The organism is Methylobacterium sp. GXF4, assembly GCF_000272495.1.
GTDB classification, from domain to species: Bacteria; Pseudomonadota; Alphaproteobacteria; order Rhizobiales; family Beijerinckiaceae; genus Methylobacterium; species Methylobacterium brachiatum.
Genome location: NZ_AKFK01000009.1, coordinates 1 through 20,963 on the forward strand (window position 1 = coordinate 1; position 20,963 = coordinate 20,963).

The following is a 20,963-nucleotide window of genomic DNA, read 5'->3' on the forward strand; positions in this document are numbered from 1 at the left end:
AGGCGAGAAGCTTGGTCATGTGTGCGGTAATCCAGGGCGTGAAATCTGACGCCATGACTACCAATCCGTCGGCGAGAAAGCTGTAGTTTTACGGACACACCGCCCGGTCACGACGCGGGCTGCCATAGTAAACCTTCGGTAAATATCTGCCCCGCGACGGACATGCGTGGGAGATACTGACCCGAGCGCGATAACTCTGCAGCCGGGCATCGGTTGCGGCGGCGCGCGTGATTGAAGGGCCGGTGTTGCCGAAGGGCGACAGCGCACGTCATCAGCCAGGTCCTGCTGACCTGTGCGCGGGGCGCGAAACCCCGCTCCTCGCCGTGCCCGCCGGCGCCCGATGCGACCGGCAGCGTTCGCATTCGTACCCACTGTCACCCGGGAGCGGCAGCTGATCGTCGAGGCCCCTGCTAGACAGGCCGACGTCTCTGGATGCCGCTTATGTCCAATCGACCGATTCTTCGTCGCGCCGTCCTGGTTCTGGCGCTGATGGGTATCCTGTTGGCCCTGGCCGATGTCGTCGCCCGCCAGGAGCTGACGCAGGCGGCCGACAATCCCTTCGCGCACGGCGCTGCGATCGCGCGGACGGCCGAGGCCGGCGAGTAGCCTGTCCGAGAGCGCGCAGGCCGCCCGATCATCGGTCGGGCGGCCCTAACAAAAAAGGCCACCCCGAGGGGGCGGCCCGAAGTCTTGGGAGGAGACACCCTTGGGAAGGGTGGCGGGACCACGACGCCGTCGCGATCGCGCGCAACGGACCTAAGAGCGAGGCCTGCGGCCGGCAACCACTTGCAGGGCGTCGGCGGGCGCATAAGTGCCGCGTTTTTCGCCCTCAGGTGCGCTTCCACACCATGGCTTGGCGGCCCGCAGCCGAGCGATCGCCGGAGTAGGCCCCGGCAGAACCAAGCCTCCTGCTTGGCCGTTGAGGATTGCGAGCCCGGCTGAGGTGCGGTCGGCCCCGCGCTTGTCCGCTCCAACCCGGTTGCGAGTCTGTCATGAGCCGCCCGCGCCACGTCGGTCTGCCCTGGTATGCCGAGGAGCAGTACGAGGCCCTTCGCGCCAGCCTCCCCGACGGGGCGAAGCTGCCGCCTCACTACGAGACCTGGCGGATCGCCACGGAGCAGATGGAGCGCGAGGTGCAGCGCAGCGGCGTCGCGGTCGTGCGCGTGCCGATCGAGGTCGCGGCATTCACGGCGTGGTGCGCCCGCACCGGCACGCCGGGCGACGGTTCCGGACGCGCCCGATACGCGGCCGAAATCCTCGCAGGAACGGATCCGGGGTGAGATCGGCCGGCGATCAGAACAGGGCGACCAAGGCCACGCCGGCGGTCATCAGGACGGCCCCGAGGATCCGCCACAGGCTGGCCGGGTGCACGGCGAAGCCGACCCATCCGTAATTGTCGAGCACGATCGACGCGCCCACGCCCACCGTGACGATGATGCCGAGGAACGACGCGGCGCCGATGGTCGGTGACGCGTAGAGCTGGGCCAGGATCAGGAGGACGCTGAGGAAGCCGCCGAGCCAGGCCCACCAGGGCACCTGCACCAATTGTTGCCCGCTCGGCATCTCGAGCTTGCCCAGCGCCAGGCCGCCCACGAGAAGGGCGGCCGTGCTGACGAGCAGCGTCAGCAGCGCGGCCGTGATCGGCAAGCCGAGGGATTTCGACAGCGTCGCGTTCTGGCCGGGCTGGATGGCGTTCGCCAAGCCGGCGAGGATCGTGAGTCCGTAAAGATACCACATGCTCCGCTAGCACCTGAGCAGGCGGCCAAGCTCCCACGGGCGACCGCGCAGTTTTGACGCGCCCCAGCGGCGAGCGGGCACGGTCCTCAGCGCAGGCGGTTCGCTCGGCTCGATCGTTCGGCCGGACCCTATGGCCTGATCGGAAGGCGTCCGACCAAGGAGCCGGACGCATCCCGCACGATTAGGGTCCAGGTTTCGTCGGGATTGCCGGCGGTCAACTCGGCGGCCATCTCCCGGATCACGCTCCGGGCCTCGTCCAAGGCTTGTTCCACGCTGGCTGCCTCGACACCTTCCTCGTCACGGATCGACGCCTCGCCGTTCTCGATGTCGAAGTAGAAGCGTTCAGCCACCGAGCACGTCTCCCTGATCGGACCCCGCGAGCGGGTCTATGCATTCGGCTACGTCGTGCGGAACAGCACAGCAGCATTCAGAAACAACGATAAACCTTAAAATATCTCAAACCTGAATTGGCTGACCGAGTTGCAATTATGTCGAGATTTTGGCGAGGCAATCCATTAGAGCTACTGGCGATCGCCTTCCGAACCAAGGCCCTAAGGCCCGCTGAGGTGGCGCTCCTTTCTTGGGGCACTTGCCATGTCGACGTGTGATAAGCCGGACTCTGCCAAGAGCTCCGGAGCAATATCCGATAGTAAAGACAAGCTGCGCAACCACATCCGGCGCGTCCTGCTGTGTATCAAGGTGCGGCCAACCCAGAAATAACCGGCGCTCCATCGCGTGTACCGTGATCCGTCGGTCGGCAAATGACTTCGGGCGGCTGAGATGGCAGCGGGCCGGTCGGTCTTGCCGCGACGCTTTGCAGCATAACCTGCACGTCAATCATCGACCCGCTGTGGCGCGCCTGCGCTGGCGCGCTGGGCCGCCCGACGGCATCGTCGCGTCATGGTAAAGCCCGGACCCCCGACCTGCGAAGTCTCCGTCGAGGGGGCCTGGGTGGCCATGACGGCCGACGAGGCGCAGGCCCGCCATCGCGATGCGCTCAAGCGCTGCCCGGCCTGCTTCGGACGCCTGATGATCCAGGGCGGCTACACCGCGGTGCGACGCACATCGCTGTCTCATTTCCGCGTGCACGACGGCTGCCCGCTGATCCCGCGCCACTACAAGGGCGAACCGCGCCGCCACCCGGCGGCGATCGGGTAATCTAATCCGGATCGCCTCCGGTGAAGGCTGAAACGCTCAGCGCTGCACCGCCTCGATATCGTCCTCGAAGATCGAATCGGGTTGGCAGGCGTGCCACTCCTTCTTCTCGTCGCTCTGCCCTTTGCGGCCCCAGCAATAGCCGGCCTGGGCCAAGCGTCCGCTCAGGCGGTCGCGCAGCCGGCACTGCTCCCGGATGATGGCGGGATCGCCCCCGCTCTCGCAGGCCAGGGCGGCCTTCGCCTCCGCGGTCAGGAGTTCAGGGACCGTCGGCAGCGATGGCTGCGCGAGCGCCCCACCGGCAGCGACGATGAAGGGGAGGGCGGCGAGGACGATGCGCATCGGTGCAGAGTAACCGTAGGGGCGGGCGTGTCGAGGCGGTGGATGCCGAGGGCCGGACCTGCGCACCATCGGGCGCAGGTCCGAAGCATCGTTCCAGCGCGCCTCAGCGCCCCCGGAGGAAGAAGAACCAGATCAGGATGAGGACGGGAATCGGCACCCCGATCAGCCACAGCAAACCACCCGTCAGCATCGCGTTCTCCTTGTGCGTCTCAGGAGCAACCCCGCGCCGGGGGGCCTGTTCCGGGGCGTCGGCGTGGCCGATCAACCGAAGGGGGTGCTGCCCGCTCAGAATGCGGCGACCAGCGCCACGCCGGCGACCATCAGGAGCCCGCCGAGGATCCGCCAGAGGCTGGCGGCATGCCGATCGAAGCCGACCCAGCCGAAATGGTCGAGCACGATCGAGGTGACCACGCCTGAGGTGACCAGGAGGCCGAGGAACGGCGCGGCGCCGATCTGACGCGCCACGATGAACTGCGCCAGGATGATGCAACCGCCGAGAATCCCGCCGAACCACGCCCACCACGGCATCGCCAGCGCCTGGGCCGCCGTCGGCCATGTGAGCTTGCCGGAGAGCAGGCCGACCACGAGGATGCAGGTGGCGGTTCCGGCCGCCACCACCAGGCCGGCGGTCAACGACTCGGCGAGCCCCTTGGAGAGCGCCCCGTTCTGCCCCGCCTGAACGGCATTGGCGACGCCGGCGAGAAGCACGAAGCCGTAGAGGTACCACATGGCTGGGCTCTCGATCTGTGACACCGGATGGTTGGGCCGGCCGGGACCGGGACATCCCGTCGATGTCGACGGCTTTCGCGTCTCGCGCCCTGTCGGCGCGACGGGTGGAAGCCCGCATCCGCAGGCAGCGCACCGAGGACCTCGTCACCTTGCGCCCGCCCGTCTCACGGGACGGCGCGCGACGCGCCCGTCAGCCCGCGGCGCCGTCCGGCTCCGATCCGACAGCGTTCATCCGCTCGGCCAATTCGTGGACGACTTCCTGGACGAGCGGCGGCCAGGGCACGTTGTTGTCCTGAAGGAGGCGGGCGGCACTCACCAGAGCGGTGAATTGTTCGCCCGAGATCGCGCGCCCCATGATCTGCGAGGCCAGCATCTGCTCCGCCAGCGCGGTTGCGAGGCGCAGGACCTCCGGCATCTTGGCCGCCCGGGGATCGACCTCGGCCTCGGTTTCGGTGTCGCCGTGGAGGTCCATGTCGGTCATGTCAGGCCCCCTGCGCCGCCCGGATGCGCGCCGCCGAGGTAAATACCGGTTCGGGTGCGGGCGTGTTCCCCGACCGTCTGCGATCCCCGCCCGATTTCATGACGATCGGGCGCGGATCGAAAGCAGATCGCGCTGAAGACGCGGCGGAGTCAGGTCGAAGACCGGCACGCGCTCGGCCGACAACCGAGGGGGCTCCACGCCCCGCCCGGCCAGGCGACTGGGCCGCGCTATTTGGTGATCCGCACCGAGACGGGATCGCTGCCCGGAAAACTCTCCTCCAGGCCCTCGTCGAGCCGCGCCTGCATCCGGTCCGGCTGGTTCTCGGCCAAGCCCCGATCGTCCGCCGCCTGAGAGCCCCTGTAAGCGCCGACCGGGGTCAGGGCCGCGCGCCGGCGCGCCGAGCGGAACACGTCGTAGACCAGCAGGCCGACTCCGGCGGCGATCAGGAGCGCCGGCACGGGATTGACGCGCATGTCGGCGGCGAAGCGCTCGACCGCCTCGCCGGCGGCCTGTCCCGACCGTTTGAGATCGGCGAGATCCCGGGGCACGCCGGGCCCCTGGAACCGGGCCTGCAGATCGCCCAGCGTGCGATCCAGGCGCCCGCGGCTCGCCTCCACATCCTGTTCGAGTTCGTCCGCCGTGTTGTTCATACGTCCCTGCGCTCCGTGAGAATCTGTGCGTCCTGCTTGATCTGCCGTCCCGTCCGGGTCGGCTCAAGACCTGAGAGCGACGCCTTGCTGCGTCCATACAGACCCAGCCCCAGGGCGAGCACCAGGAAGGTGCCGCCCACGATCAGAGCCGCGAGGGCATCCGACTGCACCAGGACGGCGATGCCCTTCACCAGGGCCAGCAGCAGGGTGAAGAGCCCGGTGATGGCCAGGACCGCCGCCGCGATGAGCAGGGTGAGACCGAGCGAGATCCGGTGGACGCCCTGGGCCATCTCGGCTCGGAACAGGGCCAGCTCGTCCGCGACGAGGTCGCGCAACTCGCGAACCGCATCGCCGACGAGGGTCGGGATGCTGCGTATGCCGGGCTCGGCCATCCTGTCCTCCTCAAGCGCCCGTCGGCGCCGGGGTGGGCGGCCCGACGACGACAGCGCGTTCCATCATCTTGGGTCGGCGCCTCGCGCCCGGATCCGGGGCGTGGCCCAGGGTCGTTGCCGAGCGCTCTAGATGTCCGGCGTCGGCAGGACGTCGACCGGGACCAAGGCCCGCGAGCGCGGCACCGGCCGGATTCCGGGCGCGTTGATGAGCCGGTACAGCGCGAAGCCGGCCAGCATGGCGGCCGCCGTGGTCAGGGCCGGGCGGCGCCGGGCCGCGGCCTGGACCTCATCGTACATCTCGCTGAACGAGCGGCGGCCGATGTCCTCGGCCAGCTCGTCGACCCCGAGGGCGGCCTGATCGAAGAAGGCTTTGAGCTGCGGCAGCCCGTCGAAGCTGGCGCCCGTACCCCGGATGGCGTCCCCGACATCCGAGACGACCCGCGCCGCATCGGCCTTGCGCTTGCCGGTGTAGTCCTGCGCCTGCTCGCGCAGGGCGGCGGTGAACCCGCGCGCCGCGTTCTGGTCCGGACCGGAAGCGGCCGGGCCTCGATCCTGGGCACCGTTCCGCATCAGTTCGTTCCTCTAAGCCGATCCCGTCCTGTGAGGAACAGGAACCGCCCGATACAGTTCCGCCGCCCCGTGCCGGCGGCGGGTATCCTGATGTCGCGGACGGGGCCGGCCCGGCGCGTTCGGGCCGGCCGAATTCCAGCAACCGCGCAGCCCACGTTAACAAACCCCCACCGGGCGAACTTGATTTTAACCATTTGTTAATCAATGCAGACAGTTTAATCGCATCCCAGTCTACCATCAGGGAGAGGGCGCCCCGTGAGCGAGCTGCAGCGGCTTTTGAACGACCCGCGCTTCCGCGCCACCGACAAGCCGAAGCGCGAGCCGAATGCCGGGCCGGAGGCCAATCTCGGCAACGTCCTGCGGGTGGTCTCGTCGCTGAACGAGCAGGCCCCGCTGCCGACGCCGCAATCCTCGCCGCAGGATTGGGATGCGCTGATCCATCGGGTGCAGGCCGCAGCCCGCCAGGCCCGGGAGGTCGAGGCCCAGGCCCGCGAGCGCGAGGAGCGGATCGAGCACGTTCTGGAGAGGGTCCGCGACGACATCACGGCCTCGAACGAACGGGCCCGCATCGCCGAGGTCCAGGCGCGGGACGCGCAGGTCCGCGCCGAGGCGCAAGTCATGGCCGCCGAAGAGCGCGCGAAGGCGGCCGAGGCCCGCGCCCGGGCGGCAGAGGAGCGCGCCCGTCACGCCGAGGAATGGCTGGCCCGCGTCCAGGACGCGATCATGTCCGAGTTCTCCGGCCTGACCGATCAGGCCGCGGCATGAGCAGCTCGGCCCGCGCGACGGCAGCCCATCCGGAGAGCGACCCGGTGGACCGGGTGGTCGCGCTGTTCTCCGGCCCCGAGGCCCCCGCCGCCGAGGACGAGGATTGGTCGGCCTCCCTGCTGGCCGTCCGGGGCGTCGCCGCCCGGGTCCGGGAGATGCAGAAGCGCGCGCGGGATTCGGTCCGGGACGCGCAGCGCTCCGTCCGCGAGGCCGATGCGGCGGCGCGGGCGGCCGAGGACCGGGCCCGCCATGCCGAGGCGACGATGCGCGAGGCGGTCGCCCGCGCGGAGCGGGCCGAGGAGCAGGTCCGCTTGGCGGCCGAGCGCGCCGACCGGGCGGAAGCCCGCGCCACGGAGGCGCATATGTGGCTGCGGCGCATGCACGAATGCATGGTCAGCGAGTTCGGGGCGCTCGCCGTCGAGCCGCCCCGGCCCTGACGGGACGCCGGCCTCACGCGGCAGCAGGCGCCGCCACGACGTCGACCGCGTGCTGCGCCCAGGCATAGGGCTCGCTGTGGCCGTGATACACGGCGATCTCGAGCTGCAGGATGCGGACGCAATCCTCGGACAGGTCGCTCAGGATGTCGTAGCCCTCTTCGTCGACCGCAGAGCGGATCGAGACGAACGGCCGGTGCTCGTCGTAAGTGACCAGCACTTCCTGCTCGGCATACGGATCGAGCGGGTTAATACAATAATGGGCCGGCATCCGCCTGCGCTCCTGAGATGACGTCACGCCGGATGCCTCTACTTCCCGGTTGTAACAACCCGATGAAGCGTGCCGAACGGCGCGTTCGATGGCGGCGGGGGCGGGCAGGGAGGCTGGCAAGAGGGCTGACAAGAGGGCTGACAAGAGGGCGGGAACTCCGCCCGGAGCGCCGAGAGCGCGGCACGGATCGCCATGCGCACCGAGCGCGGCGCATCCTGGGCCTGGGCGCGCAGCTGGAGCTGCTGCAACGCGTCCCGGAGCACCCGGCGTTCCGGATCGCCGGGCAGGCCGTGATCCGCGGTGAGCAGGCTCAACAGCTGCCGGCCGAGCGGATCCGTAAAAAGAGTCGCCATGAAATCATCTCAACGCAGTACATAGACGGCCTAATAGCGCTCTGTGCTATATCGATCGGTATAAACCGCTGATTGGCAACTCCATAGCCGGAATGATAGGCGTAGATTACTGACCTGCGTACCCCCCACGCAGGCCAGTACCGGCGAGGTGGGAGGGGGAGCCTTGCTCGCCCGCCTCGCCGGTACCCCCGCGCTCCGGATGCCGGACCTGAAAAAGGCCGCCCCGGATGGGAGCGGCCCGAAGTCTCGGGGACCCGGCGCGGTCGCAGCGTCTTCTAGCGGAACCCGCCGCCGGGCAGCCGGCCGTGATACGGCGTGTTGCGGCAATGGCCCCAGGGGCCGCGCCAATAACCGGGCGGGCAGCCGTTCCCGGCCCGGGCCTGATACCAGCCGCCGGGAAGCCGCCCGACATAGGGCGTATTCCGGCAATGGCCCCAGGGCCCCCGCCAGGCCCCGGGACCGCAACCGCCCGCCACCAGCGTGACGGAAGGCCCGCTTCCGGGGTCGGCGAGGATCGGCATCGCGTTCGCGCTGGCGATCGGCACCGCAGCCAGGGCGACGCCGACGAGGATGGCACGCAATCTGTTCATGGCCGCTCGACCCGACATCTCAATACCCGACGATGGGTATTGCAGCTCGACAACTTGGTCGAGAGGCGGAAGCTGCATGAATTCTTGGCCATGAAACCGAAAGGTTCTGAAAAATCCGACATTTTGACGAAAATCCGATCGGGCGTTTGTCGATCCCGTCCCAGGACCCATTTGATAGGTAGGCTGTCCATCCGGTTGCTTGGCGCGCCCGACTGACGGCACCGAATGCCGTATCGACGACAGGGACTGTGCGGGCCCTCGTCGCCGGGCCATCGCCATCCGAGGGCGGTTTTATCAGCCCGCCTCAAAATGACCCTTCATCTTAATGCGGCGAAAACACATTCTCGTCCATGAATGCTGCATTCGATCAACTCGAAACTGTCGATCGCGCAGGCCGCCGTGACCCTCAGCCTCGTTCTCAGCATTACCGCGCCGCTCCTGACCGGCGTCGCCGCCCTGCTCTGGGCCGGGTTCGTCGCCCCAGCTCTCGACGAGCTGCCGGAAACGGCGGCGCCCCGGGACCTGCGCACCTGGTGAGCGCCGCGGGCCCGCTCAGGGCATGCGGCGGATGTGGGTGACGTTCTCCGGCGAGAGGTCGGCCGCGAGGCTACGGCGCGGGGCGGTGTCGGCGGTCCGCATGCGGGTCGCCGGCGGTCGGTGCTCGACCGCGACCGCCGCGGCCTGCCGGTTCGGCCAGTCCTCGAGCCGCAGCGCCCGGGCCGGCTTCTGGTCGCCGCAGCCGTCGCAGACCGAGACCAGCCAGGATTGCCAGAGGCCGTCGGTCTTCTCCTGGGCCGAGCGCGCCTGCTCGCGATGCGCCGAGGCCAGGGGCAGGGTGTCGAGGTCGGATTGCTGCGGGGCCTTGGCCAGGGTCCGGAGCTCGTCGAGCTGGACATCGCGCTTGACCGGCGCCGGGCCGGCCTTGGGCAGGGAGCCGGTGCTGCCGGGATCCGGCCGGCAGCCGATGCAGATCCGGGTGCTGATCGCGTCGTCCGCGGCCTGACGGGGCGTCCGGCGCTCGATCGGCTTGGTCGAGGCCAGGCTGGCGGCCCGGCTCGGCGGCTTGGTCTGTCCGAGCGCGGTGGTGTTGGGTGCCTTCCCGGCGGAGAGCGGATCGTCGCCCGTTCCGGTGACGGATGGCTGCGCCGCCGCCAGTCCGGCCGAGAGCGTGCACAGGACGAAGCCGAGAACGGGAGACTGGAATACGGTCATCGCCACCTCCATCCTCGGTCAATCACGCCCATCGCATCGAGTTCAGTACTCCTTCCGGCTAATTACTGAGATCAGCGCGCGATCTTCGCATGTCGCGGGCGGATCGCGGCCCGGCTGCCGCCCGCCGCCTCGGCGCGTTATCACGCGCACGGAGGCCCTCGCGGCGAGGGCCGGTTCTCGGAGGCATCCATGGATCTCGGATTGGGCGGGCGCCGGGCGCTCGTATGCGCGGCCAGCAAGGGGCTCGGCCGGGGCTGCGCCCTGGCGCTCGCCCGGGAGGGCGTCGCGGTGACGATCACGGCCCGCACCCGGGAGACCCTGGAGGCGACCGCCGAGGCCATCCGTCGCGAGACCGGCGCCGCGGTGACCGTGGTGGCCGGCGACATCGCCACCGAGGCCGGCCGGGAGGCCGCGCTCGCCGCCTGCCCGGAGCCCGACATCCTGGTGAACAATGCCGGCGGCCCGCCCCCGGGGGATTTTCGCGACTGGGACCGCGACGCCTGGATCCGGGCGCTCGACGCCAACATGCTGGCGCCGATCGCGCTCATCAAGGCGACGGTCGACGGCATGATCGGCCGGAACTTCGGCCGGATCGTCAACATCACCTCGGCGGCCGTGAAGGCGCCGATCGAACATCTCGGCCTGTCCAACGGCGCCCGCTCGGGGCTGACCGGCTTCGTAGCCGGCCTCGCCCGCCAGACGGTGCGGCACAACGTGACGATCAACAACCTCCTGCCCGGCCCGTTCGACACCGACCGGATCCGCAACAACGCGACCGCCGGCGCCGCCAAGGCCGGCACCAGCGTGGAGGCGTTCCTCGAAGCCCGGGCCCGCGACAACCCGGCCGGCCGCTTCGGCCGCCCGGACGAGTTCGGCGCCGCCTGCGCGTTCCTGTGCAGCCAGCACGCCGGGTTCATCACCGGCCAGAATTTGTTGATGGACGGCGGCGCCTATCCCGGGACGTTCTGAGCGGGGGCGGCCGATCCCACCCGTCCCATCCATCCCCTCATCCTGAGGTGGCGGCGCGAAGCGTCGCCCTCGAAGGAGCCCTCCAGCCGGCTGCGCGATCTCTGGAGGGCTCCTTCGAGGCTTCCGCTCCGCGAAAGCGCCTCGGGATGAGGGGGAGGGTTTGGAGTTCCGGGGCCTCAAAGGCTTTCGACACGCGTCTTCGGCCCCGCGCCGAGAACCGCCGGGAACACGGCCCCAGAAACCCAGTCGCAACCGGGGTGACGCGGGACGCCGCGAAGCCCGAACGCAACGTTGCACATAGAGCCGGCTTCCCGGCGTCCCGCGGATCGAAGGCGCCGCCGCCAAACGGCCGGCCACGCATCCAGATCCGTCTTTTCGTCCGGTGTCCGTCACGCGGGAGCCCGCCTGCGCTAAGGTCCAGTCCCGAGGTGCTCATCGCCCCTCAGCGCTTCCGAGCGAGCCTTCGTCGCACGCCCCCTCGTCGTAGAGGGCGCCGAAGAACCGCCGCACCGCCCAGGACAGGGTCGCCCTCAGGCCTGCGAGCAGCCATTGGCATGTCCTCCGCCGGCCGCCGCCCAGCCCGAGCCGGGGGGTGTCGTGCTCCCGCGCCCGGGCCTGCCGCAGCCGACGGCAGACGCAGGCACCGGCCCACCGCCGCCGACCCGGCGGCTGACCGGACCGGCGCCCCGAGACGTCTCACGACGCGTCGCGGCGGGCGAGAGACCATGAGCACAAAATAGGAACGTTATCAAGATTCGACCGGGGATGGGGTTCCCAAAGGGCAAGCCCTTTGGCGGGGTTCGGGGCGGAGCCCCGAGACACCAGGGCTCCGCCCTGGACCCGCACAAGGTCCCGGACCTTGTGGATCCCGGACTCTATCGACCGGATGGCAGCCGCCTCCGGGGCCATCGGTGTCGACGCATTGCCGGCCGGCGGCCCCTGGTGCACCCTGTCGGCGATCCCGCCCCAGGCCAGGAGCCGTCGCATGAGTGCAGCCGCCGCCCATTCCAGCGCCCCGGACCGCGAAGCCGACCCGGACGCGATCCAGGCGATGCGCGTCGACCTGGCGGCGGCCTACCGGCTGATCCACCGGCTCGGCCTCGACGACAGCATCTACACCCACATCTCGGCGCGGCTGCCGGGGGAGGGCCACCGGTTCCTGATCAACCCCTACGGGATGCGCTTCGAGGAGGTGACGCCTCAGAACCTCGTCACCGTCGATATCGACGGGCGCGTGCTCGAGGATCCGATGGGGCTCGGCATCAACCCCGCCGGCTTCACGATCCACAGCGCCATCCACGCCGCGCGTCACGACGCGATCTGCGTGCTGCACACCCACACGGTCGCGGGGGTGGCGGTCTCGTGCCAGGAGGAGGGGCTGCTCGCCCTAAACCAGTGGTCGATGCAGTTCGCCGGCCGGCTCGCCTATCACGCCTATGAGGGGATCGCCCTCGACCTCGACGAGCGGGCGCGGCTGGTGGCCGATCTCGGCGACAAGCCGGTCATGGTCCTGCGCAACCACGGGCTGCTGACCTGCGGCCGCTCGGTCGGCGAGGCGTTCAAGCTGATGCACAACCTGGAGCGCTCGTGCCGGGCGCAGCTGGCGATACAGGCCGCCGGCGCGCCGATCACCCGCCCCTCCGCCGCCATCGCGACCAAGACCGCCGGGCAATACGCAGCCGGCTACGACCGCATCGCCATCCAGGGCGCCCCCGACAACGAGTGGGCGGCGTTCAAGCGGATGCTGGCGCGCACCAATCCCGACTTCGCGCAGTGAGCCGGCTACAGATAGCGGGGTGAGGGCAGGGGACGTCGTCCGTGACGGGCGGAACGCGCTCTCCTCCCCTTTGTGGGGAGGAGTTGGAGGTGGGGGTGGTGCAGAAGGCACCGCTCCGCCTCGTCCGGCACCACCCCCACCCCCTCCCCACAAGGGGGAGGGGAAAACGCGCGTCCCTTCAAGCGCTTGAAGCCAATGAAGCGTGCGAACATCGGCGTGTGCAGGCTGCGACGTGCCCCCTCTCCCGCACGGGAGAGGGGACCCGCGTCACATCCGGCGTGGCACGAATCCGGTCGTCCGCCGATGAGCCAGGCAGGACGCCTCACGGCTCCGGCCAGGCGGCGCTCGACCGGTAGGAGCGCTTCAGGAATTCGATGAAGGCCCGGGTCTTGGCCGGGACGAAGGCGCGGCTCGGATAGACCGCGTAGATGCCCGCCTGGGCCGCGGCCGTGTAGGCGGGCAGCACCACCTCCAGCAGGCCGCTGCGCAGCTCCGCGTGCACGTCCCAGGTGGAGCGCAGGGCGATGCCGAGGCCGCCGATCACCGCCTCACGCACCACCTCGTTGGAATGGGTGCGCAGCGGCCCGGCTGCGCTGACCGTGCAGGGCCCGTCCGGCCCGACCAAGCGCCAGGGGTTCTGGTTCTCGGTGGCCAGGCAGACATGGTTGCGCAGGTCGTCGGGGCCGGCGGGGCGCCCGGCCGCGTCGAGATAGCCGGGCCGCGCGCAGAGGACCCGGCGCACCGGGGCGAGGCGCACCGCGGTGAGCCCGGAACTCTCCAGGGTGCCGACCCGGATCGCGAGATCGTAGCCGCGCTCGACGATCGGCTCGAAATCGTCGCTGAGCTCGAGGTTCAGGACGAGGTCGGGATGGAGCGCGAAGAAGGCGCTCAAGTGCGGGACGATGTGCAGCCGCCCGAACGAGCTGGGCGCCGTCACCCGCAGGGTCCCGCGGGCCCGGGAGGCCCGCTGCGACACCAGGGTCTCGGCCTCCGCGATGGCGTCGACGATCGGGGCGATCCGCTGGAAGAATTCCTGGCCGACATCGGTGGGCGCCACCCGCCGCGTGGTCCGGTGCAGCAGCCGCACCGCCAGCCGCTCCTCCAGCCGCTTCAGCCGCTTCGAGACCACCGCCACCGACAGGCCGAGTTCGGACCCGGCCTGGGTCAGGCTGCCAGCCCGGACCACCCGGGCGAAGATCTCCAGGTCGCTGTGGTCTTGCATAGATGGCCGGACCCTCATTCTCAACGGCGCGGAAAGAATCAAATCCCTTTTGGCGCCTTTTTCGCGCGATCCAAGGGTTCTATCGCTGGGTCGTCAAAGATTCTTCACGCGCCGCTCAAGTTTTTCTCAAAGCGCGCACCAGCCCAGGGGATCGCCATGTCGGGCCTCGTCGTCGCCGAAGACCTCCGCCGCTTCCTGTCCGAGGAGGCGCTGCCCGGGACGGGCGTGGACGCGGACGCGTTCTGGTCGGGCTTCGCGGCGATCCTCCGGGATCTCGCGCCGCGCAACCGGGCCCTGCTCGACCGGCGCGACGGGCTCCAGGCCGATATCGATTCCTGGCACCGCGACCGCCGGGGCGCGCCGCACGACCCGGCCGCCTACGCGGCGTTCCTGGCCGAGATCGGCTATCTGCAGCCGGAGCCCGATTCGGTGCGGGTCACCACCGCGGACGTGGACGCGGAGATCGCCGAGATCGCCGGCCCGCAGCTCGTGGTGCCGATTTCGAACGCCCGCTACGCCCTCAACGCCGCCAACGCCCGCTGGGGCAGCCTCTACGACGCGCTCTACGGCACCGACGCGATCCCGCAAGACGGCGATCTCGCCCCCGGCCAGGGCTTCAACCCGGCCCGCGGTGCCGCCGTGGTCGCCCGGACCAAGGCGTTCCTGGACGCGGCCGTGCCCCTGGCTGGCGGGACCTGGGCCGAGGCCACGGGTTTTGCCGTGAATGCGGGCGCGCTCGCCGTCGATCTCGGCGGCGGCCGAAGCGCCGCCCTGCGGGACGGCGCCGCGCTGGCGGGTTTCTGCGGCGGCGCTCAGGCTCCCCAGACCCTCCTGCTGCGCCATCACGGCCTGCATATCGAGATCCGGATCGACCGGACCAGCCCGATCGGCCGCACCGACCCGGCTGGCATCGCCGACGTGGTGTTGGAATCCGCTCTCTCGACCATCATGGACATGGAGGATTCCGTCGCCGCCGTGGACACCGCCGACAAGGTCACGGTTTACCGGAGCTGGCTCGGCCTGATGCGCGGCGACCTCGTCGCCCGCCTGCCCAAGGGCGGCCGCACCATCGAGCGCCGACTCGCCGAGGACCGGACCTACACGGCCCCCGATGGCGGCGCCCTGACCCTGCCCGGCCGATCGCTGATGCTGGTGCGCCATGTCGGGCACCACATGTATACGGACGCCGTGACGCTGGACGGGGCCGAGATCCCCGAGACGATGCTCGACGCGGCGGTCACCGCGCTGGTCGCCCTGCACGATCTCAAGGGCGCCCGGCGCAACAGCCGCGTCGGCTCGGTCTACATGGTCAAGCCGAAGCTGCACGGCCCCGACGAGGTGGCGTTCGCGGTTGAGCTGTTCGGCCGGGTCGAGGCGTTGCTCGGGCTGGTGCCGCGGACCCTGAAGATCGGCGTGATGGATGAGGAGCGGCGCACCAGCGCGAACCTCCGGGCCGCGATCGCCGCCGCCGCCGACCGCCTGTTCTTCATCAATACCGGCTTCCTCGACCGGACCGGCGACGAGATCCACACCGCCATGGAGGCCGGCCCGGTGGTCCGCAAGGACGCCATGAAGGCCACCGCCTGGATCCAGGCCTACGAGGACGGCAACGTCGATGCCGGGCTGGCCTGCGGGCTTCCGGGCCACGCGCAGATCGGCAAGGGCATGTGGGCAGCCCCCGACCGGATGGCGGCGATGCTAGACGCCAAGAGCGCCCATCCCGAAGCCGGCGCCAACACCGCCTGGGTCCCGTCCCCGACCGCGGCCACGCTCCACGCGCTCCACTACCACCGGATCGACGTCCGTGCCCGCCAGGCGGAGCTGCGCGACCGGGCGCCCGCGACCCGCGCCGCCATGCTGACCCTGCCGCTCGCCACGGAGCCGTTCTCGCCGGAGGCCGTCCGGGAGGAACTCGACAACAATTGCCAGGGCATCCTCGGCTACGTGGTCCGCTGGATCGATCAGGGCGTCGGCTGCTCGAAGGTGCCCGACATCCACGATGTCGGGCTGATGGAGGACCGCGCCACCCTGCGCATCTCCAGCCAGCACATCGCCAACTGGCTCCGCCACGGGATCGTCGACCGCACCCAGGTCGCCGAAACCCTGCGCCGGATGGCCGGCATCGTCGATCGCCAGAACGCCGGCGATCCGGCCTACCGGCCGATGGGCCCGGATTTCGACGGGCCGGCTTTCCGGGCCGCGGAGGCGCTGGTCTTCGAGGGTGGCGCCCAGCCGAACGGCTACACCGAATTCGTGCTGCACCGCTTCCGCCGGGAGGCGAAGCGCGGCCAGGCCTGATCGGCCGGGCGCAGGGCGTTCGATGTGACGCGGCCGCGCGCCGTTGAGCCCCCCTCTCGGCGGCGCGCTCAGCGCTTCTTGCGCGTCATGACGTAGACGAGGAGGTTGGCGACCGCGCGGTAGAAGTCCGCCGGGATCGCCTGGTTGATCTCGACATTGTCGTACATCGCCCGGGCCAGGATCTTGTCGACCACGATCTCGATCCGGTGCTGCCCGGCGATCTCGCGGATGCGCAGGGCCAGCATGTCCTTCCCCTTGGCCAGCTCCATGGGCGCGTCGTTCTCCGCCTGATCGTAGCGCAGCGCGATTGCCTAGTATGGCCTCCTACATGCTGACGCGGGCCGGCATCGACGAGGCCCGATCACAATCAAAAACCATTTCTTCACAGCGTCTTAGGCCAGCATAGGCTACTACAGTCGGCCATCCCGGGGAAGTCGAAATTGGAACCTTTTCCCGGAGTCAGTGTGGCAGATTGTGACCAGATCGCGAGGACAGGACGTGCCTTACGAAGACTGATCCGACATTCCAGTGACAGCCTCTAGACACGAATGCGTCCGGAGCCATCTTTGGGTGCCAGACCGTCTCCCACATGGAACTAGCTGTAGGGACCTGTCGCTCAGCGGGTTCGGGGGAGCTTCGTCACCGTCAGCATTGATCCCATGAGGTTTCTTCGCCCCATCGAGGTCGGAGATGAGGTGCGTGTCTACTGCACCCTGCAGGAGCACGGCGATGCGTCGATAGCGGTCAAGATCGAGAGATGGGCTCGGGATCGATCCGAAAGCAATGCGGAGAAGGCCACCGAAGGGGTCTTCACCTACGTGGTTATGGATGAGGATGGAAAGCCTAGTCATCGGAACGACGTTCAGTCGAAATAGCCAAGCTCGGTCAGGATCGGCGGGTACCGTTAAGAATACTCTCACAGGAGTCCGGGGGAGCCATCGAACGGCTGCTTCGACGGACGGTTGGTGGGAGGGTCACCAGTTGATTCTGCGGCATCAGAGCGATTGAACCTGTCCGCTTCCATCCAGGTTGCCCGTCATGGAACAGATCTTTTGCTGGGTTGTGATCGCTGCTCCTGGATGCACCACCAGGATCGAATCAGAGTCAGAACGGAAGGCGGCAGATGCCGCAGAGGCTATTCTGCGTCTGTACAGAGGACAAACGCAATCGGTTACGGTCGAAGTCGATTGCTTTGACGGCCATGCAGCCGATCGTATTCTGGACTACCTATCTGATCTGGCTGATGAATGGGAACGAGTCTGATTAAGATTTTTGACTAGCTCCGTAGCGTCCATCGATAAGACTCTGACACGGTCAAATGGTTAGGCGATCATGTTTTTCTTCTTCTCAAACCGTCTTGGCTGCCTCGGTTCAATCGTCCTCTCGCTTGTGCTTACGCTGGTTTTTGTCGCAATCTTTCGAGGATTTTAAATGCATCTGTTGGTATTGACCCATTGATTGGCTGTGTACTTCATGTATCGAGACTTCGTCTTAGCAGATTTCGTTGCTTTTGTTTTGTACGTCCCTGAACGCCGTGATCGAGTCAAGCCAAGTCATGGCTGGCACCAACGCCCTTGAATTGAGGCTGCAGTGGTGCACTCGCCCCTGAATCTCCCGTTGGACGAGATCTGCCTCCTCAAGAACCTTTACGTGCTTCGAAGCCGCCGCAAGAGACATGTCATACGGCTGCGATAGCTCGGAGATAGTGCAGCTACTGGAAGCGAGTTGCCGGATCATAGCCCTACGGGTCGGGTCCGACAGGGCGCGAAACACGGTGTCGAGACCGCTTCGAGGATGCTCAACCATACGGTTGATTATCCCATGCCGGCCATCTCGCATGCGAGCATTGAAGCTTCGAAGGCAATTTCGGAGTTCACGGCTAGCCTGCCTCGCCGGACCGGCTGCCGTTCCGTGGGCGATCTCGCATGTCCCATTCCGCTGGCTTACGGTGGAGCGGCTGGGAGATGCCCCGAATGTCCGACCGACGTGAACTCTACCAAAGCCCGAGCGGTGACGTCTGGTATCTCGCAAGGGAGCCGACGAACGGAAGTGCCTTTGTCATCCATCAGCCAAATGGTCCCTCTGGAGGGCGAAAGAGCCATATCGAGCTTGGAGCTTTCCTAAGTGACGGATCGGGAAAGCCTGAACAGCAAGCCCTCCTTCGACTGATCGGAACGCTGGTGTCCGTTCCGCCGTATTCCGAGAAAGGTGTTGAAGGCTGAACCGGACCGCCAACGGGGTCGGCAAAGCCGTCTGCCTTGCTCAGCTTGCTAGGGTGAGTGGTTCAAGGGGACGTGTTCCCTACGGCAGCTCTGCGAGTTCGCACAACTCGGCGGGAGACGGCTCAGCCACAAGGCAGACCAGATAAGCTTTTCGAAATTCGATCAGCTGTCGACCTGCTTGGCAGTGACTTCCACAATCTGACCGTTGGCATCGAGCACCTGGAAGGCGGCCTCGATTGAACGGAGCTGATAGGCCAAAACCTCGGCTGTCCCAGCGTCCCAAGCCTCCTGCAAATCGGCGAATGAGCCGTCCAATTGTTTAGACGGCAGCGGCTCAATTTGGTTCAGGAACAGGATACGGACGGCATAGGTCATATCTGACCATGGCACGGTGATCAGCCGGAACCAAGCCACAGACAACCCGATGTGATTTCATTCCGGCTCACATCAGCCTTGGCAAATGCGCGGCGTCTGCCGGGACCTTTCAGATCGCTTGGATGTCGGAACCACTCCCGACGACTGGAGGTTTCTGCCCATATTCCCGGTTCATACCATTCACGAAACGAGGGCTCATGAGTGTGCCTATCAAGCCGCTTTTGGCCCTTGGGATCGCCTTCGTTGCGGGAGTTGGGGTGACCGCAGCCTATGTCGGCGCCAAGCCTGAAAGGCCCACGGCACACGAAGGGAAGACCAGCGGGATCTCGGATGGAGTTGCGGCATCAGACGCTGCGAAGGAGGCGTCCCCAACTGGCCCAACTAAGAGTTCGGCAAAGGGGGCACTTGATAACCGCTCTGCTGCGAACGGGTGGGTTGATCCTGTAAAACAGCCTGCTGTGGCGACGCCTACTCGTCAGCCATTACCCCCACTCGTTTTCAATCTGGACGAAAAGCAGAAAAGTGCGCCTAAACGAGTTTCCAACGAGCCGGAGCAAAGGAGCCCGAGACGGGTCGATCAACCCATTGTGGCCCAAGCTACCCCACCTCGACGGCCGGAAGCGTCGGAGCTTGTAGCTCACCAAGAAATCAACCGTCCATTAGCGGTTGCCTCTGGCACGACAGATCGAACTCTTCTGTCACAACGAGTAGCTGAAGCAACGTCACGTCGAACGCAAACGCTTCCCTTACCAATCAAACCAAACCGCAAGCCCTCCACCGAAAGAACCGCTTCCCTTGCGGAAAAGCAATATCGCTTATTTCCTTCTGCGACCAAACAGTCTCAGCATGGAGATGTGATTCGTGACGCATACCCCGATGTATCGCAGCACTACTATACATCCAGCCGAAATAGCAATGTGGATTTTCGCCAAAGAGTTCCGCAAATCGATCGCAGGGGTTATAGGCAGGCATCTACCTCTGAGACATCCTCAGGGGTCATGCGCTGGCTGAGCCAGTAATGAGATTTCTCAATTTTGACAGGCTCCAGTCGAATGATTGGCACAAAACATATGGCGGCAATTGGTGTAATTGCCATCGCTTCTGCTTCTCCCGCAAAAGCAATCGGTCCTCAGGAGATGAAAGACCGCACCGCATTCATCGCTGATCGATACCTACAGATTTGGTCATCGGGCAACGTGAGTCCGGTTGCAGGCGTGCCTTATATGTATGGACGAACAGTCCAGTTTTATGGCAAGCCCTACACGCAAGCAGATCTACAAGCGGAGAAGCGAAGGGCTATCTCGCAGTGGCCAGTTCGGCGTTACGTTCATCGACCAGGCACTATGCGCATAGATTGCAACTATACATTACAAAAATGCGCGGCTCGCTCAACGATCGATTTCTCTGTTTACAATCCGAGCCAAGGCACTCGAAAGAGTGGATCAGCAAAATTTGATCTAGGCGTTAGCTTTTCAGGTTCCCACCCAGTAATCCTTTACGAGGGCGGCAGCTCAAACAAAAATCGAAATCTCTAGACTACGTGTACAACAACTGTCAAAGAATAAGTCAGTCTCAGTTAGTGCTTAGACATCGGATTTGTTCAGGTTCATGTAGAAGACCGTTAGCCGCCTCGGCGACGGGTGGCATTCCGCTAGGATAAGCGAAGGTCGGCAGGGTGGCAGCTAAATTGCCACCCTGCCGTAGAGATTTAACGGCCTGACGCAGCACCGCTCGTCGGTGATCCTGAACCCGAGCTATCCTGCTTGAAGCCAGCAGCGTTAGGTGGACCTTTCATTCGGCCATCTTGGTTCGGCGTCGAGTCCGGTGTTTGAGCACCGGCTGTTCCCGTAGTTTCCGCCTTACCGAAGCCTGCGGCGTTGGGTGATCCCTGCATACGGGGAGTGGCGCTCGAGCCACCGGTGGTCCCCTGATTTTCAGCGGCAAAGCTGACGGTTCCCATCGACAGCAAGCTTACTGCTGCGACCAAAGCAGTCTTCTGCATGGCAGCTTCCCTCAGGCGTTCCTCGGTCACTTCTCGTGAGTGGCCTCCTAATCAACGCCTGTGATGTAGCTCAGCTCCTCAGGAAAAGGGCTCATGGGGCAGATAACAGCTGCGGCAGTTCGGTGAGGTCGTTCAGGACAGCATGTGGTTGCCAGCGAGGGGCGAGGGGCTCACCGACACGATCTATCCACACGGATCGGATTCCAAGCTCCTGGCAGACTTTCATGTCTGTAACCTGGCCCATCCCCACGTGAAGCGTTTCCTCCTTGGCGACACCCATCGTGTCGTAGGCGTGTTGGAAGAGACGGTGATCCGGCTTGTAGGCCCTAGCCTGCTGAGCTGTGATGACAAAGTCGATTGGGACCCCGATCGCTCGAACGGTCTCAGCGATCAGGTTGACCTGACCGGTATTTTGAA

Annotated in this window: 28 protein-coding genes; 10 read left to right on the plus strand and 18 right to left on the minus strand. The window is 66.7% G+C overall.

The window, feature by feature from the left end:
- Nucleotides 1-441 precede the first annotated feature (441 nt).
- The gene (locus tag WYO_RS31355) at nt 442-606 is read left to right on the plus strand and encodes a hypothetical protein (protein WP_007558177.1); all 165 of its coding nucleotides are present in this window, start codon (nt 442-444) and stop codon (nt 604-606) included.
- Nucleotides 607-992: 386 nt separating this feature from the next.
- Nucleotides 993-1,280, plus strand: a complete 288-nt coding sequence (locus WYO_RS01440; RefSeq protein ID WP_007558179.1) for a hypothetical protein — start codon at nt 993-995, stop codon at nt 1,278-1,280.
- Between the two features lie 13 nt (nt 1,281-1,293).
- Here WYO_RS01440 and WYO_RS01445 read toward each other — a convergent pair whose 3' ends face one another.
- Both WYO_RS01445 and WYO_RS01450 read right to left on the minus strand, forming a co-directional pair.
- A complete protein-coding gene (locus WYO_RS01445) occupies nt 1,294-1,737 on the minus strand; it encodes a DMT family transporter (RefSeq protein ID WP_007558181.1) in 444 nt (147 codons plus the stop codon).
- Between the two features lie 128 nt (nt 1,738-1,865).
- Nucleotides 1,866-2,087, minus strand: a complete 222-nt coding sequence (locus tag WYO_RS01450; protein WP_007558183.1) for a hypothetical protein — start codon at nt 2,085-2,087, stop codon at nt 1,866-1,868.
- A 607-nt stretch (nt 2,088-2,694) separates the two neighbouring features.
- Between WYO_RS01450 and WYO_RS01455 the strand changes: the two genes are divergently transcribed.
- Entirely contained in the window at nt 2,695-2,895 is a 201-nt protein-coding gene (locus tag WYO_RS01455) for a hypothetical protein (protein ID WP_244424025.1), read from the plus strand.
- A gap of 36 nt (nt 2,896-2,931) precedes the next feature.
- Here the strand turns inward: WYO_RS01455 and WYO_RS01460 are convergent, their stop codons facing one another.
- From WYO_RS01460 to WYO_RS01485, 7 genes are all read right to left on the minus strand, one after another.
- Nucleotides 2,932-3,234 (minus strand): hypothetical protein, encoded by a 303-nt coding sequence (locus WYO_RS01460; RefSeq protein ID WP_007558187.1) that lies wholly within the window; start codon nt 3,232-3,234, stop codon nt 2,932-2,934.
- Nucleotides 3,235-3,337: 103 nt separating this feature from the next.
- Nucleotides 3,338-3,499, minus strand: coding sequence for a hypothetical protein (locus WYO_RS31360; protein WP_160320632.1), 162 nt, complete (start codon nt 3,497-3,499; stop codon nt 3,338-3,340).
- A 20-nt stretch (nt 3,500-3,519) separates the two neighbouring features.
- Nucleotides 3,520-3,963 (minus strand): DMT family transporter, encoded by a 444-nt coding sequence (locus WYO_RS01465; protein WP_007558189.1) that lies wholly within the window; start codon nt 3,961-3,963, stop codon nt 3,520-3,522.
- Nucleotides 3,964-4,153: 190 nt separating this feature from the next.
- Nucleotides 4,154-4,444 (minus strand): hypothetical protein, encoded by a 291-nt coding sequence (locus WYO_RS01470; RefSeq protein WP_007558190.1) that lies wholly within the window; start codon nt 4,442-4,444, stop codon nt 4,154-4,156.
- A gap of 227 nt (nt 4,445-4,671) precedes the next feature.
- Nucleotides 4,672-5,094 carry a DUF3618 domain-containing protein gene (locus WYO_RS29255; protein ID WP_007558191.1) on the minus strand — a complete coding sequence of 141 codons (423 nt, stop codon included), beginning with the start codon at nt 5,092-5,094 and terminating at the stop codon, nt 4,672-4,674.
- Nucleotides 5,091-5,486, minus strand: coding sequence for a phage holin family protein (locus tag WYO_RS01480; protein WP_007558192.1), 396 nt, complete (start codon nt 5,484-5,486; stop codon nt 5,091-5,093). Before WYO_RS01480 ends, WYO_RS29255 begins: the two co-directional genes overlap by 4 nt.
- Nucleotides 5,487-5,612: 126 nt before the next feature.
- Nucleotides 5,613-6,056, minus strand: coding sequence for a hypothetical protein (locus WYO_RS01485; protein WP_007558193.1), 444 nt, complete (start codon nt 6,054-6,056; stop codon nt 5,613-5,615).
- A 255-nt stretch (nt 6,057-6,311) separates the two neighbouring features.
- Here WYO_RS01485 and WYO_RS28865 point away from each other — a divergent pair, with 255 nt between their 5' ends.
- Nucleotides 6,312-6,821, plus strand: a complete 510-nt coding sequence (locus WYO_RS28865) for a hypothetical protein (RefSeq protein ID WP_007558194.1) — start codon at nt 6,312-6,314, stop codon at nt 6,819-6,821.
- The gene (locus tag WYO_RS01495; protein ID WP_007558196.1) at nt 6,818-7,258 is read left to right on the plus strand and encodes a hypothetical protein; all 441 of its coding nucleotides are present in this window, start codon (nt 6,818-6,820) and stop codon (nt 7,256-7,258) included. The genes WYO_RS28865 and WYO_RS01495 overlap by 4 nt, the downstream gene beginning before the upstream one ends.
- A 13-nt stretch (nt 7,259-7,271) precedes the next feature.
- Here WYO_RS01495 and WYO_RS01500 read toward each other — a convergent pair whose 3' ends face one another.
- The 3 genes from WYO_RS01500 to WYO_RS01510 all read right to left on the minus strand — a co-directional run bounded on the left by WYO_RS01500 (nt 7,272) and on the right by WYO_RS01510 (nt 8,469).
- Nucleotides 7,272-7,526 (minus strand): hypothetical protein, encoded by a 255-nt coding sequence (locus WYO_RS01500; protein ID WP_007558197.1) that lies wholly within the window; start codon nt 7,524-7,526, stop codon nt 7,272-7,274.
- Nucleotides 7,527-7,564: 38 nt separating this feature from the next.
- The gene (locus WYO_RS01505; protein WP_007558200.1) at nt 7,565-7,879 is read right to left on the minus strand and encodes a hypothetical protein; all 315 of its coding nucleotides are present in this window, start codon (nt 7,877-7,879) and stop codon (nt 7,565-7,567) included.
- A 275-nt stretch (nt 7,880-8,154) separates the two neighbouring features.
- Nucleotides 8,155-8,469: a hypothetical protein gene (locus WYO_RS01510; protein ID WP_007558202.1), complete on the minus strand. Its 315-nt coding sequence runs from the start codon at nt 8,467-8,469 to the stop codon at nt 8,155-8,157.
- A 354-nt stretch (nt 8,470-8,823) separates the two neighbouring features.
- Between WYO_RS01510 and WYO_RS01515 the strand changes: the two genes are divergently transcribed.
- Nucleotides 8,824-9,006 (plus strand): hypothetical protein, encoded by a 183-nt coding sequence (locus WYO_RS01515; RefSeq protein ID WP_007558205.1) that lies wholly within the window; start codon nt 8,824-8,826, stop codon nt 9,004-9,006.
- 15 nt (nt 9,007-9,021) lie between these two features.
- Here the strand turns inward: WYO_RS01515 and WYO_RS01520 are convergent, their stop codons facing one another.
- Complete coding sequence (locus WYO_RS01520) at nt 9,022-9,681, minus strand: hypothetical protein (protein WP_007558208.1); 660 nt, start codon at nt 9,679-9,681, stop codon at nt 9,022-9,024.
- Between the two features lie 189 nt (nt 9,682-9,870).
- On the opposite strand from WYO_RS01520, the gene WYO_RS01525 reads away from it, so the two are divergent.
- Entirely contained in the window at nt 9,871-10,650 is a 780-nt protein-coding gene (locus WYO_RS01525; RefSeq protein WP_007558210.1) for an SDR family oxidoreductase, read from the plus strand.
- 985 nt (nt 10,651-11,635) lie between these two features.
- Nucleotides 11,636-12,427 (plus strand): class II aldolase/adducin family protein, encoded by a 792-nt coding sequence (locus tag WYO_RS01530; RefSeq protein ID WP_007558212.1) that lies wholly within the window; start codon nt 11,636-11,638, stop codon nt 12,425-12,427.
- Nucleotides 12,428-12,749: 322 nt separating this feature from the next.
- Here WYO_RS01530 and WYO_RS01535 read toward each other — a convergent pair whose 3' ends face one another.
- The gene (locus WYO_RS01535) at nt 12,750-13,649 is read right to left on the minus strand and encodes a LysR family transcriptional regulator (RefSeq protein ID WP_007558214.1); all 900 of its coding nucleotides are present in this window, start codon (nt 13,647-13,649) and stop codon (nt 12,750-12,752) included.
- Nucleotides 13,650-13,805: 156 nt separating this feature from the next.
- On the opposite strand from WYO_RS01535, the gene WYO_RS01540 reads away from it, so the two are divergent.
- Nucleotides 13,806-15,947 carry a malate synthase G gene (locus WYO_RS01540; protein WP_007558216.1) on the plus strand — a complete coding sequence of 714 codons (2,142 nt, stop codon included), beginning with the start codon at nt 13,806-13,808 and terminating at the stop codon, nt 15,945-15,947.
- 68 nt (nt 15,948-16,015) lie between these two features.
- Here the strand turns inward: WYO_RS01540 and WYO_RS29515 are convergent, their stop codons facing one another.
- Nucleotides 16,016-16,255: an EscU/YscU/HrcU family type III secretion system export apparatus switch protein gene (locus WYO_RS29515; RefSeq protein ID WP_348270283.1), complete on the minus strand. Its 240-nt coding sequence runs from the start codon at nt 16,253-16,255 to the stop codon at nt 16,016-16,018.
- Between the two features lie 730 nt (nt 16,256-16,985).
- Between WYO_RS29515 and WYO_RS30600 the strand changes: the two genes are divergently transcribed.
- On the plus strand, nt 16,986-17,210 hold the full coding sequence (locus WYO_RS30600) for a hypothetical protein (protein ID WP_128754907.1): 225 nt from the start codon (nt 16,986-16,988) through the stop codon (nt 17,208-17,210).
- A gap of 228 nt (nt 17,211-17,438) precedes the next feature.
- Here the strand turns inward: WYO_RS30600 and WYO_RS29520 are convergent, their stop codons facing one another.
- From WYO_RS29520 to WYO_RS29540, 3 genes are all read right to left on the minus strand, one after another.
- Nucleotides 17,439-17,786 carry a metalloregulator ArsR/SmtB family transcription factor gene (locus WYO_RS29520; RefSeq protein ID WP_348270282.1) on the minus strand — a complete coding sequence of 116 codons (348 nt, stop codon included), beginning with the start codon at nt 17,784-17,786 and terminating at the stop codon, nt 17,439-17,441.
- Between the two features lie 545 nt (nt 17,787-18,331).
- Nucleotides 18,332-18,544 carry a hypothetical protein gene (locus tag WYO_RS01555; RefSeq protein ID WP_244424026.1) on the minus strand — a complete coding sequence of 71 codons (213 nt, stop codon included), beginning with the start codon at nt 18,542-18,544 and terminating at the stop codon, nt 18,332-18,334.
- A gap of 2,093 nt (nt 18,545-20,637) precedes the next feature.
- Nucleotides 20,638-20,963, minus strand: a 326-nt coding sequence (locus WYO_RS29540) for an HAD family hydrolase (RefSeq protein ID WP_131474986.1), incomplete at its 5' end; no start/stop codon positions are given.

Excerpts from the sequence above, each read along its gene's own strand:
- WYO_RS30600 (WP_128754907.1), top strand. The coding sequence starts at position 16,986 with ATGGAACAGATCTTTTGCTGGGTTGTGATCGCTGCTCCTGGATGCACC.
- WYO_RS01555 (WP_244424026.1), bottom strand. The coding sequence starts at position 18,544 with ATGACCTATGCCGTCCGTATCCTGTTCCTGAACCAAATTGAGCCGCTG.
- WYO_RS29520 (WP_348270282.1), bottom strand. The coding sequence starts at position 17,786 with ATGCGAGATGGCCGGCATGGGATAATCAACCGTATGGTTGAGCATCCT.
- WYO_RS01540 (WP_007558216.1), top strand. The coding sequence starts at position 13,806 with ATGTCGGGCCTCGTCGTCGCCGAAGACCTCCGCCGCTTCCTGTCCGAG.
- WYO_RS29255 (WP_007558191.1), bottom strand. The coding sequence starts at position 5,094 with ATGAACAACACGGCGGACGAACTCGAACAGGATGTGGAGGCGAGCCGC.
- WYO_RS01485 (WP_007558193.1), bottom strand. The coding sequence starts at position 6,056 with ATGCGGAACGGTGCCCAGGATCGAGGCCCGGCCGCTTCCGGTCCGGAC.
- WYO_RS01515 (WP_007558205.1), top strand. The coding sequence starts at position 8,824 with ATGCTGCATTCGATCAACTCGAAACTGTCGATCGCGCAGGCCGCCGTG.
- WYO_RS01510 (WP_007558202.1), bottom strand. The coding sequence starts at position 8,469 with ATGAACAGATTGCGTGCCATCCTCGTCGGCGTCGCCCTGGCTGCGGTG.
- WYO_RS01470 (WP_007558190.1), bottom strand. The coding sequence starts at position 4,444 with ATGACCGACATGGACCTCCACGGCGACACCGAAACCGAGGCCGAGGTC.
- WYO_RS01520 (WP_007558208.1), bottom strand. The coding sequence starts at position 9,681 with ATGACCGTATTCCAGTCTCCCGTTCTCGGCTTCGTCCTGTGCACGCTC.
- WYO_RS01500 (WP_007558197.1), bottom strand. The coding sequence starts at position 7,526 with ATGCCGGCCCATTATTGTATTAACCCGCTCGATCCGTATGCCGAGCAG.
- WYO_RS01465 (WP_007558189.1), bottom strand. The coding sequence starts at position 3,963 with ATGTGGTACCTCTACGGCTTCGTGCTTCTCGCCGGCGTCGCCAATGCC.
- WYO_RS31355 (WP_007558177.1), top strand. The coding sequence starts at position 442 with ATGTCCAATCGACCGATTCTTCGTCGCGCCGTCCTGGTTCTGGCGCTG.
- WYO_RS01525 (WP_007558210.1), top strand. The coding sequence starts at position 9,871 with ATGGATCTCGGATTGGGCGGGCGCCGGGCGCTCGTATGCGCGGCCAGC.
- WYO_RS01445 (WP_007558181.1), bottom strand. The coding sequence starts at position 1,737 with ATGTGGTATCTTTACGGACTCACGATCCTCGCCGGCTTGGCGAACGCC.
- WYO_RS01455 (WP_244424025.1), top strand. The coding sequence starts at position 2,695 with ATGACGGCCGACGAGGCGCAGGCCCGCCATCGCGATGCGCTCAAGCGC.
- WYO_RS01495 (WP_007558196.1), top strand. The coding sequence starts at position 6,818 with ATGAGCAGCTCGGCCCGCGCGACGGCAGCCCATCCGGAGAGCGACCCG.
- WYO_RS01535 (WP_007558214.1), bottom strand. The coding sequence starts at position 13,649 with ATGCAAGACCACAGCGACCTGGAGATCTTCGCCCGGGTGGTCCGGGCT.
- WYO_RS01480 (WP_007558192.1), bottom strand. The coding sequence starts at position 5,486 with ATGGCCGAGCCCGGCATACGCAGCATCCCGACCCTCGTCGGCGATGCG.
- WYO_RS01460 (WP_007558187.1), bottom strand. The coding sequence starts at position 3,234 with ATGCGCATCGTCCTCGCCGCCCTCCCCTTCATCGTCGCTGCCGGTGGG.
- WYO_RS01530 (WP_007558212.1), top strand. The coding sequence starts at position 11,636 with ATGAGTGCAGCCGCCGCCCATTCCAGCGCCCCGGACCGCGAAGCCGAC.
- WYO_RS01505 (WP_007558200.1), bottom strand. The coding sequence starts at position 7,879 with ATGGCGACTCTTTTTACGGATCCGCTCGGCCGGCAGCTGTTGAGCCTG.
- WYO_RS01440 (WP_007558179.1), top strand. The coding sequence starts at position 993 with ATGAGCCGCCCGCGCCACGTCGGTCTGCCCTGGTATGCCGAGGAGCAG.